Annotated in this window: 9 protein-coding genes; 3 read left to right on the forward strand and 6 right to left on the reverse strand. The window is 67.2% G+C overall.

The window, feature by feature from the left end; translation table 11 throughout:
- Positions 1-7: 7 nt before the first annotated feature.
- Together ED92_RS38420 and ED92_RS42645 are read left to right on the forward strand one after the other, a co-directional pair.
- Complete coding sequence (locus ED92_RS38420) at positions 8-469, forward strand: hypothetical protein (protein WP_037347331.1); 462 nt, start codon at positions 8-10, stop codon at positions 467-469.
- Positions 447-845, forward strand: coding sequence for a hypothetical protein (locus ED92_RS42645; protein WP_152611142.1), 399 nt, complete (start codon positions 447-449; stop codon positions 843-845). The genes ED92_RS38420 and ED92_RS42645 overlap by 23 nt, the downstream gene beginning before the upstream one ends.
- Before the next feature lie 129 nt (positions 846-974).
- Here ED92_RS42645 and mobF read toward each other — a convergent pair whose 3' ends face one another.
- The 4 genes from mobF to ED92_RS41560 all read right to left on the reverse strand — a co-directional run bounded on the left by mobF (position 975) and on the right by ED92_RS41560 (position 8,503).
- Positions 975-6,065 (reverse strand): MobF family relaxase, encoded by a 5,091-nt coding sequence (mobF, locus tag ED92_RS38430; protein ID WP_081976052.1) that lies wholly within the window; start codon positions 6,063-6,065, stop codon positions 975-977.
- Positions 6,066-6,438: 373 nt separating this feature from the next.
- A complete protein-coding gene (locus tag ED92_RS38435; protein ID WP_037347336.1) occupies positions 6,439-6,891 on the reverse strand; it encodes an NADAR family protein in 453 nt (150 codons plus the stop codon).
- Positions 6,892-6,911: 20 nt separating this feature from the next.
- Positions 6,912-7,121: a hypothetical protein gene (locus tag ED92_RS38440; protein ID WP_037347338.1), complete on the reverse strand. Its 210-nt coding sequence runs from the start codon at positions 7,119-7,121 to the stop codon at positions 6,912-6,914.
- Positions 7,122-7,180: 59 nt separating this feature from the next.
- Complete coding sequence (locus ED92_RS41560; RefSeq protein WP_152611143.1) at positions 7,181-8,503, reverse strand: hypothetical protein; 1,323 nt, start codon at positions 8,501-8,503, stop codon at positions 7,181-7,183.
- An 822-nt stretch (positions 8,504-9,325) separates the two neighbouring features.
- On the opposite strand from ED92_RS41560, the gene ED92_RS38460 reads away from it, so the two are divergent.
- Positions 9,326-9,976, forward strand: coding sequence for a hypothetical protein (locus ED92_RS38460; RefSeq protein WP_037347345.1), 651 nt, complete (start codon positions 9,326-9,328; stop codon positions 9,974-9,976).
- An 88-nt stretch (positions 9,977-10,064) separates the two neighbouring features.
- Here the strand turns inward: ED92_RS38460 and ED92_RS38465 are convergent, their stop codons facing one another.
- A complete protein-coding gene (locus ED92_RS38465; RefSeq protein WP_037347347.1) occupies positions 10,065-10,523 on the reverse strand; it encodes a hypothetical protein in 459 nt (152 codons plus the stop codon).
- 88 nt (positions 10,524-10,611) lie between these two features.
- A partial coding sequence (locus tag ED92_RS38470) for a hypothetical protein (RefSeq protein WP_037347349.1) occupies positions 10,612-11,049 on the reverse strand: 438 nt, incomplete at its 5' end.

Below are 11,049 nucleotides of genomic sequence, written 5' to 3' on the forward strand. Positions count from 1 at the left end.
ATAGGCCGTGGCATACCCGAACAACCGTGTCGCCCTCACCTCACGAGACACGGCCGCAAACCCGCACCTGGAGATCGTGGTCGGATGGGACCGAGGAATGCAAACCTACTTCGCCCAAGTCTTCAACGGTCTTAACGAATACGGCGAAGACAACATGCTGGTCGACATCGGCAACCGGGTCGGCGAGATCACCTATCCCGGCGCTGTCATCGACGCCGTCCGGCCGTACGCAGACATCCCCGACGATCTCGGACGAACGCTGGCCGCACAACGCGAAGCCGACACCTCAACGTACCGCCAGCTACGCGGGGAAGCCGGGCATGTCGCACGCGCCGCAGATCTCGCGGGGATCGATATCACAGTCGCGCTGACCACCGCCTCCCAAACAGACCCTCGCATACAGGCCTTCGACGCGACCGAGGACGACGTGGACGGAGGTGAGAATCTTGGACGCGGAATGGGTTACTGACACCGGTAATCGATACGTGCGGTACCAAGCAGACAACGCGATCGATGAGTTCGAAGCACTGACCACCGCTGGCATCGCTGCCCCAGTCGCCCGGCAGCAAGCGGCGATCGATAGCCCCATGACCTATGACGGCAGAACGATCGCCGAACACGCCATCGACCAATACACCAGCCTGCTCGACCAGAATTTCGGCGGAGACGAAGCTCAGGAACACGCTGCGGACGTCACCAGCTACGCGGCCACAGACTTCGACGACGATGCTCACCTGCACAGTTCCACGGCCGAGATCTCCGAGGATGACATCGTCGCCGATCTCGACGATCCCCTGAACTCCGGAGACACCGAAGACCTCGGCCGTGGGCTCGGCTACACCTGATCACTCGGGAACTCGCGAAACAGCCATCGTTTCCGTGTCCACAAAGGGCGCTAGAAGAACGCAGGGCGGGCCCGGCGCGCTGAGGGGGAGGGTGCGCACCGGGCCCGCGAGCGTGAGGCTACAGCGCCGTCAGAAGCCCATGCCGTGTCGTAGGTCCGCGGCCTCGGTGTGAGCCGCGTCCATGTCCTCGTCGTAGTGCTGATCGCGCTCGTCGTCGAGCCTGTCCCGGTCGGCTGCGGAGGCGTCGCTGAGCGCGGCTGTCTCGACGCCGTCGAGGGTGTCTCGCGCGGCCTCGACACTGAGCAACGCGTCGGACTGCTGGTCTTCGGGATCGTGCGGTATGGCCATGATGCTCCTCCATGTGTCGGTGACGGTTTTCCAGGCCTGGGCTCTGCTGCCCGGACGACCGGGTTGAGAGCCCAGGGGCATATGCGGGTCGTTGCTCGTGACATGGAAGTTCTCGCGGTAGGCGGCGGCGAGACCGATGGCCGCATCCCAGCGCTCGGCCGCAGCCATCTCGGCGGGTCGCTGCCCGATGTGTTCAGCCCACGAGGGACGCTGCCGAAGCACCTGTTCACGGAGTTGGTGGACCCGCTCGGTGATCTCGGCGTTGAGTGCGTCGAGGCGTTCGATCCGGCTGGCGGGTTCGCTGGTGTGGCCGTGGTCGGCCACGGCCTGCCAGGGCAACGGGAGATGGTGGCCATCGCCCGCGTCGAACCGCTTCGCTAGGACGGCGACCAGCGCTTCCCCTATGTCCCGTGGCTCGACGCTACGAGTGAGCGGGGCGGTCGCAGCGACCTGTTCTGTGGCTTCTGCCAGAGCCGTATCGGCAACGAGGCCGCGGAGTCCGCCGCCGGCCGCGTGCCGCCACACGATGCCCCATCGCTCGTCGTCGACGTCGGCGTCCGGAAGCCGCTCGGCGACGATGGTCCGCCACAGCCGGACCTGATCGTCGCCCGGGACGCCGATCAGGGCAGGTGGGTCGTGGGCCGCGACATGAGCGGAGACGCGCTTCGCGAGCACGGCAGCTGGGTCATCCGCCCAGCCGAAGCCCGTGTTGTCGGTGACGGCACGGACGAGCCGCTCGGCTTGCCAGCCGAGATCCTGAGCTCGAGATAGGGCGGCAAGCGCGGCCGGTTCTGCGCCTGCGTTGATCGCGCCCGGGACGTAGCGGGCGAGGATGTCCAGGTAGCGGTCCTCGTCGCCGTCCCGAGCGTGCATCTCGTGCTTACGCACCAGGATGTCCAGCGTCTCGGTCACGTACCTGTTCTCGAGAGACTCGAACTCGGTGGCTGCTTCCTCATCGTCGACGGATTCGTCCACGACGGGAGCATCCTGGCTGGGAGCGGGGGTAGTCGTTCCCTGGGCCAGGGCTTCCCAACGGCCTGTCAAGCTGTGCCACGCGTGCGCGCGGGCACCGTGGCTATCGGGCGCGGGGCCAAGCGGCTCGATGGGGTCGGCACTGGTAATGCGGAAGGTTTCGCGGTAGCCCGCGGCAAGGCCTACCAGCTCGTCCCATTCTTCCGCGGTGATCGGGTTGTCGGGACGTGGTCCGAGTTGTGCCGTCCACGGCGGTGGTGTGCGGATGGCGGCGGCACGGAGTTCGTCGACGCGGCCCGCGATTGCGGTGTTCGTCTCGGCGAGATACTGGGCGTGCCCGGGGACGTGGCGGATGTGCGCGAAGTCCGGTCGCGCTAGCCACGGCACGGCAAGCCGATGGGCTTCGCCGAGCTCTGCGCGGCGTTCCAGTTCGCTGGTCAGGACCGCGTCCGCATACAGGTGATCGGGCATGGGATCCGGCCCGGACGGGCGGCCAGCGAGGTGGTGTGCGACCAGCGTTAGCGCCGCGTCGATGTCGAAACCGGCCGCCAGCGCGCCGGTGGCGTGTTGCCAGACCCGCGTCCAGCGAGGCTCTTCGACGGCGACGTGAGGAGCGATCGCGTCGATGATGACGCGCCATCGCGCGATGTCCTCGCTCGCGGCCGGCGCCAGCGGGTGCGGCGGCGACTGTTGTTCGACCCGTGTGGCGATGCGCTTCTGAAGTACCGCGCCCGGGTCATCGACCTTGTGCAGTGGACCGCCACGTAACGCCTCCCGCACCAGCGGGTCTGGTTGCCAGCCGAGATCGTGCGCGTTGCGCAGCGTCTGGATCAGGGCGGCTTCGCTGTCCAGATCGACGGTCATCGGCGCATGTCGGGCGAGCACGGCGCGATAGCGGTCCTCGTCACGATAGGTGGCGGTGTAGTTGTAGCGGAGCACGAGCGTGCCCAGCGAGACCTCGACGTCCTGCGCCTCGCGCAGTGTCTCGGTGGCCGAGACCTCGGCCCCGGAGTGGTTCAGGACGCCGGTCAGCACGGATTCCGGCGTTTGCACCTGAGGGGTCTCTTGGTGCTGATCGATCACGTGATGGACGGTGATCACGTACATGAAGTTCTGCCACATCGCGCGGGTGATGCCGGGATAGAACTGCTCTCGGGTCATCGTCGGAGGGACCAGCAGGTGCGCGTGTCCGGTACTGGTCATGCCTTGTACCCGGTTCACTGTCGCCGCGTACGCCAGTTCGACATGAGCTTTCACGTAGTTGGCGGGGAGGGTGATCGTCCCCTTGTGAGACCGGTGGGTGACCGTGATGCGCCCGTCGCGGTGCACGGATTTCACGGTCCAGACGTCGCCGTTCTTCACGAAGTCCTGGCCGCCGAACAGGCTCAGCAGGCGTTGGTTGTGCCGTGTGACGACCCAGTCGCCGACACCGGCGGCCGTGGTGTCGTGCAGGTCGACCTCGCGACCGCGGACGATGGCGCCGCGCTGGAGCCGAACGTTGCGTGCTTCGGTGTTGAGCGCGACGGTGTCCTCGTTGGTCGGGACGATCAGCAGGGACTGCACGCCGCGGTCGAGGTCAGCCCGCCAGTTGGCGTGCGCAGCGTCGCGCATGGTCTCCAGCGAGCCGTCGAAAACCCGGTTGGCCTCGAAGTAGTATTCGAGTCCAGCCGGATTGGCGTTGCGGATCTGGAGCGACGCGGCCGCTTGCTCACGACGGTCCTCGCCTTGGAAACGCACGATCTCCCGGAACCGCACGGCACCGACGTCGTGCGCGATCAGCCGGATCGCGCCACCGGCCTCCACGGCGGCGAGCTGCGCGTCGTCACCGATCAACCGGACATCGGCGCCGCGTCGCAGCGCGTACTGGACGACCGCGTGCAGCGTGTGCGTGCCAGCCATGGCCGCCTCATCGATGATGACCAAATCCCCGGCGGCGATCGGGAACGCGCGGTCGACGAACCCGAACCGTTGCGCCGTGGTCAGCTGGTGCAGCGTGTATGGCCGGGCTCCGATCGAGGCACCAAGTTCTTGAGCTGCGCGCGCGGACGGGCCGAAGGCGTACACACGGTGGCCTGTCCGACGCCACGCCGTGGCGAGCACCTTCATGGCGGTGGTCTTCCCGGCGCCGGCCGGAGCCAGCGCCAGCTGCAGACGGCGGCCCGAGTGGGCGAACTCGGTCACCATCCGCCGTTGGCCGGCGTTGAGCTTCTGCCCCGCCATCGCCTTGTCGACGGTGTCGGAGCGCAGCCGGTGACCGCCGCGGCGACGGGCCCATGCAACCAGGTCTGCCTCGGCGGCGAGCGTGGCGGTGGTGGTGTAGCGCGGTGACCGATGCTCGACGAAGACCGATTCGCCGTCCCGCCGGCGCAACGACACCGGTTCCGAGACCGCGACAGGTCCGGTCAGCGCGAGAGTGTCCGGCTCTGCCAGAACCGCGGCGACCACGTCGTCGACGAGCCGTTCACGGGTCGCGGTCGGCACAGTGAGATGCGCGGACTGCCGGTGCGCCTCGGCAGCGAGGTTCCACCACGAGAAGTGGCTGTAGTGGTCGGAGACGACCTGGCGGGTGACCCGGGCCAGCTTCGCGACGTCGACGGGCGACGATTCCTTGGTGCCGGTCAGGAACACTCGTCGTCCGAGGACGTCCAGGATGCTCGGCGGAACGATGGTGATCGCGTGATCGCGCCAGACGCGCAGGTGCTCCGCCAGTGTCCGGGGAGGCTGCTTCCCAGGGCGGTTGTCGTACTGCGCGGCCCGGTCGATCGCGAAGATCTCTTTCGGTTTCGGTTCGCGGCCGTGGGCTTTGGTGAACTCCACGATCCGCTTCGCGCGCGCCGCTTCGAATTGCTTGTGTCGCTGAGAGAACGCCTTCACCAGCGACACAGGGATTCCGGCGAGCTGCCACACCGGTCGGGTCATGTCGACGCCGTGCGCGCCGCGCTGCGTCCAGGACGCGCCGTGTTCGCGGAACAGGTCGCGCACGCGGCTGTCGAAGTACTCGCTCGCGGTGACGGTGGCTGCCAGGATGGTGCGACCGTCCAGCGCTGTCCACTCGCCGTCGTCGCTGCGCTGTACCTTCGAGGAGATCAGCGCATGGATGTGCAGATGCGGGTCCGAAGCGCGGGAATCCCAATGCTCGAACAGCGCGGCGGTGATGCCGTTGACGTCGACCTGCGCCTCGCCCAGGTTGCCCCGGCGCGTGAACGCCGCATGGCGCTCCACATAGGACAGCGTGTCACGGGCCGCCTGACGCACGATGCTGACGATCAGATCGCGCTCGATGGGCTTGGCGTTGGCCCAGGCGAGGGACACCGATTTGTCCGGCGCGAACACCATCTCGAACCCGGACACAGCATTCTTCAAGCTGCGTTTCTGGTCAGCGAGCCACTTCTGAAGCTCCTTCTCATCCCCGGGGCGAGCGCCATCGTGCGCCTTCGTGTACGCGGCGGTCTGAACGGCGTGACGTAGTTCGGCGCGCTTCGCCGCGGGAATCGGTGCCCCAACGGGACGACCGTTCTCGCGGTTGTAGTCCTTGTAGGCCTGCGAGACCTGGCTTCGCATGTGGTCAAGCTCGGAGTACTGAGGGAACCGGCGGCCCAGCCGAGTCGCCCGCAGCGCCTCTTCCGCTGTGGCTCCATCGGCGATCTTCTCGTTCTCGATGGCATCGGCGTGCGGATGCCGGCCCTCGCCGAACAGCGCGTTCATCTGCGCAGCAGTGACTTCGCCGGACAGTCCTAATCGGTCTGCTCCGGCGCCGAACCATTCGCCTGCCGGGTAACCACGGGAGAGGTAGTAATCACTCAACAGCTCGCCGGGCTCGAGCTCCCGGTCGCGATCGGCACACGCGACCGAGTTCGTGAGGTACTCATGACCACCAGGGCTCAGCTTGCGTAAGCCCATCACCACCTTCGAGCGTACGCGCGAAATCCGAGAATGCCCACCCGGTTCAGATGATCTGCAAGACGTGCTGTGTGCGGTGGTGGGCTGGGCGGCTGGTGAGGTGGTGGCGGTGGGGGTGTGGTCAGCGGTGGCGCGGTGGAGTGGTGGTGTTGGGCGCGGGTGGCGTGCGGGAGGTGCGTGGGCTGGTGGGTGAGTGGGGCTGGCTGGTGAGCGGGGCACGTCGCGCGCTGGACGCCCGGCGGGTTCGCCTCGGCGCCGCCTGCCGGAGTGAAGCGAAGGCCGGTGGCGCCGAGGCGAACCCTGGTGACCGACACAAAAAGGCGGCCCGTCAGTCTGTGACTGACGGACCGCCTTGCGTCGCTGCTGAGCGGGCTTACAGGTTCGCGAGTTCCGTACGGATTTCCATTAGGTAGCGGCCGAGGAAGTTTCGGCCGGGCTGCGCGCACGAGGCGCGGCCACAACGGCAGTCACCCCAAAACTGGTCATGCCACCGGTTCCCCTCCACCAGGCGGGCGGCACCGGTCGCCAGAAGCAGTCGCGACAATTCGGGATCGGTGAACTTGGCACGCAGTACCGCGCGCATGACGACGTGACGGCCGGTGTCGTTCCAATCGGCACGCAAGGTGACAAGGCGTCCGCGTCGCTTCGCCTCGCGTGGTGTCGGTGCGGACGCGATGAGGCACCGCTTCAGGAGGTTCGGTGTCTTCGCTGCCTGGAACGCTGCTTCGTTCGTCGGGTACGGGATCCCGCCTGTGCCCACGATGGTGTGCCGGTAGAAGTTGCTCATGAATTCGTAGCGTCCTCGGAAGTTCTCGATGCTGTCCACGGGTCTCCCTCCGGGGCGGGCTACTGCTGGGTGAGGTGGGCGGCTTCGCGCCGGATGGTGTCGGCGGTGACCACTTCGGACACGCTTCCCCGGACGGTTGCCCACTGGCCGTGGCGGGCGAGTAGTTCGCGGAGATAGGCGGCGACTGCTGTGGGCTCGCTGGTCGGGATGTGCTCGGCGTCGGTGAGCTGCTGGTCTATGTCGGCAAGTACTTCGGTGAGTGATCGCACGGGTTTGGCTCCTGCCGGGTAGGGCCTGGCACCCGTGCGGGTGCCAGGCCGTTCGGGTGTCAGGCTGCGGCGAGTGCTGGCGCGGTGCGCGGGCGGGCCTGGAGGCTGCGCAGGACGTCTACCGCGTCGAGTCCGTACAGGGTGTCAATGATCGCGTGGCCCGGGTTCGGGCGCTGGGCTGCGATCGCGACTTCCCACCGGATGACGTCGAGCGGAACGCGGTCCCGGTCCTGGCATTCCTGGCATCGGTCGTCGCTGCTGTCGGGGGCGTGTGCCTCGCGGGTGGGGCGTTCGAGGTTGCACGCGGAGCATTGATCGGTTGCCCGGCTGGGACGCAACGCCATGCGGTCGTAATCGTGGTCGGTCACGCGGTGCCCGGTGAGGTCGTCGACTCCGTCCCGGCTGTCGTCTAGGTCGCGTGCCCGCTGCCGCTCGTCTTCGTACCGGTCGACGGTGCCCTCGTTCTTGCGCACCACCCCGGCGCTCGGGATCGCAGCCACGATTGCGCGGTAATGCTCGTCGTACTGCTGTTCCAGCTCGCCGACTACGGTCTTTGCTTGTGCGCGTTTCTCGGCGGTCTGCCGCTTCCGCTTGGCCGCTTTCGGTTCCGGCCGTGCCGGGGCTGAGGTGGTGTGCTGCTCGGGCGCGGGACGTTCGGCCGATTCGGCGTCGCGTCGGCAATTCTCGGAACAGTAGTTCATGTCTTCGGGAAGCACGCCGTCACAGTTGCCGCACCGGTGCGGCTCGTCGGGCGTCTCGGCTTCGACCCGTGCGTGTCGCTTGGCGGCGCGGGCGCGCGCGACTTCCGCGCGCGCTTTGCTGGCGTACACGCACGCCATGAACAGAGTCCGGTTTTGCTCGTCAAGTTTCGGCCACACCCGGTAACCGGTCTGGATGGCCTCGACCACTGCGGGGTGGTCCGCGCTCGGGTTCGACAGCAGAGCAGAGCACGCCATGTACGCCTCACGGTGCGCGCCTTGGGTGACGGCGTTGAGCCAATGCAACGCGGTAGCGGCGTCTTTGACGCGCGGCGGGGTCGCGCGCAGCATGACGGTAATGTCGTTCGGTTCCGTCGCCGTGATCGCGTGCCGGGATTCTGTCGAGTAGACGCACGCGCTGTACAGCTTGCGCTCTAGGTCGCCATAGCTGTCCCACTCGGCGTGTGCCGTGCGCACTCCGGCCAGAATGTCTGCGGTGAGCTGGTCGTCCGTCTTGAGCGCTGCGGCGCACGCGGTGAGGATCGCGGGCGGCTGCTCGGAGCTGCTGACGAAGATGCGTTGTAGCTCGGTCAGCGCGGAACGGACGCGCGGGGGCTGAGACTGCAACGCGGTGACGATTTTTTCCACACTCGTACGGTGTGTTTCATGAATGGTGGAAACCATGATGAGTGATCCTTAACTGTATTCTTTGTAGCGCTCGGGCTTGCCGTTCCGAGTGCCTTGCATGATCGATATTAGTCGGTGTTTCCGCAGGTCACAAGGCAAAACGGATTGTTGGGGGTACTCTTTTTCGGTGAATTATCGGAAGGGTTTTCGTGACTATCTGCGTGTTGTTGATCTGGCGTTATCCCGTTCGGGGTGGAATTGCGCTCGCGTGCCTGCTGGCGGATTTGCCGCATTTCGGTAGAGGTGAGCGGGGGCTGAGTGGGTGGTGGGTGGCCCCGGCGCACCTGGGGGCAGGCCTCCGGCCTGCCCCTTAATGCCTGTCCAAGGGAGCAAGGGGACCCGAATACAAGGGTGGGGCCTCAAGATGTTTTTTGACCACGCTTTTCGGTCAAAAAAGATCTTGGGGTGCCCTTGTATTTGGGGCAGCGACCGGCACAATGCCGGGGCCACCCACCACCCGCGGACGGGACATCCGCGGCGAACTGAACCACCGTCAGCTGCCGACGGCGGCGGCCGGATGCCGGCCGGACCAGAAGGTTGGTCGGCTCATCCCACGCGAACAGCGACGGCTATCCTGGCTCGAGCGCTCCGTAGGCTGACTGTGCCTTTTGGCGGAGCGTCAGCGGGTCCGTCGCGGCCTTGCCGGACCACCGCATGCGGTGGGAGCCCTCCGGGGCTGTCGCGGCGGCCCCGCGCCCACATTGACCGGGGCAGCGGAACGGAGCGCGCCCCGGATCGTTCTTCGCCGACAGCGCCACGGCGGTCGTGACGGTAGCCTCGGACGCATGACCGCAGCCCTCCCCAGCGGGGAGGTTCGGCATGGCCGAGAACACGGCGAGGCCACGGCGACGGCGATCAACGGCGGCGCTGGAGCGTCTGGAGTCGGCACGCCGGCGACGCGCGGAGCAACTGGAACGCGAGCGGGCCAACGAACGCCGGATCGACGAGGCGCTGGGTCCGTTCGCGGAAGCGGCGGCCGCGGTCGAGAGCATCGAGCGGAAGCGGGACAGCCGGATCACCGCTCTGGAAGAGCAGTTGGAACGCAAGCTCGCTGAGCTGGACCGGCAGAAAGAGGTCAAGACCGGCGAGCACCATCGGCGGTGCGACGAAGTCCGCGCGGATGCTGCGATGGAGATCGCCGAATGGCGTGAGGTGATGAGCGCCTCGGTGCGGCAGATCCGCGCGGCCGAGGTGACGCTCAGCGCGACCGCGACGTTGCTGGGCTTGCCCGTCAAGGCGGTGACAGCTCTTCTGCGCGATAGCGCCGACGACGAGGCAGAGGCGTCGGCTCCGACGAGCACGGCCCCGAAGGCGAGTGCCGGACGATTCAGTGCGCCCGGCGTGGACGGCGAGCCGCTGGTGAACGATGCGGCACCGGACAGCGCAGAAGTGGACCGGGCAGCGCCCGACATGGGAGACGCGAGCGTCGGGGTTGACGAGCGCACCGTGCACCAGGAGATGTCGGACTAGCCGCTGGCGCGCGGAGGCCGCCGGTGACGGTGCCAGTTTGTCGAGGGGGCCAGCATCTAAAGATGCGGCCACCCCCCCTCGACTGTGGTCAGGCGACCGTGGTGTGTTGTTGCGCGCGGTTCTCGGCGGCGCGCCGGGCGTGCTGTTCGAGCGTGAGCCGCTTGCGCCACCGGTAGTGAACGACGATTCCGGCGAGACCGCAGCAGAGGATGAACCCGATCGCCCACCGGCTTGGTTCAGGACTGCTGGTGAAATCCTCGATACGGCCGATGAAGAAGAAGCCGGGCATGGCGATCAGCCCGGCAGCGACGAAGCGCCGGTAGCGCTGGGCCATCCTCGGACGGATCGCGTTGCGGGTGCCGTAAGCGACGAGCAGTCCGGCGAGCGCGCCGAGGACGAGCGCGCCGGGCAGGGCAACCAGCAGAGCCGGATTGGTGAAGACAGCGGCGAGCATGGCGGCGTAGCCCAGGGGGACGACGCCGCAGAACACTCCGGCGCCGGCGGCGAGGGTCAGGCCCGAGAACGTGATCCCGTAGCGTGTGCTCATCATTCGAGCGTAGAGCACCCGGAGCACGCTTGAGGGTGATCTTCCGGCCGGTACACGCCGAGATGATCGCGTCGCGCGGTCTTGCCGGTCAGCCACGGCCAGGCCTCATGACGAGCCCGTTTCGGCCGGGTGGCGGTGCGTCGACCGGATATTCGCCGGGGCGGAGCCAGAGACCATTCCAGCCGTCGACGGGGCCGCGTCCAGCGTGACGCAGCAGGTACACGGCGAGATAGCCGAGCGCCTGGCGGTCCGACGGGAGCGTGAAGTCGGGATCCGGTTCGAGCTGGAGCCACAGCCATCGCGGATTGTCGGGGATCGAACCGGTGGCCACGAAGCCGTAGGACTCGTCGTCGCCGCCGGAATAGAACTGTGCGGCGATTGTGCGGGCGAACGCGTCGCTGGCTCGACCATCGAGGGCGGTTGGGGATTCGATGGCGATGCGCAGGGCGGCTTGGATCAGGCTGGCGTCGTCCATGCGGGTTCTCCGGGTGGCGGTGAGGACGGAACGATATGAGACGAGGCCGGT

The sequence above is a fragment of the Amycolatopsis sp. MJM2582 genome (genome assembly GCF_000754115.1).
Classification (GTDB): domain Bacteria; phylum Actinomycetota; class Actinomycetes; order Mycobacteriales; family Pseudonocardiaceae; genus Amycolatopsis; species Amycolatopsis japonica.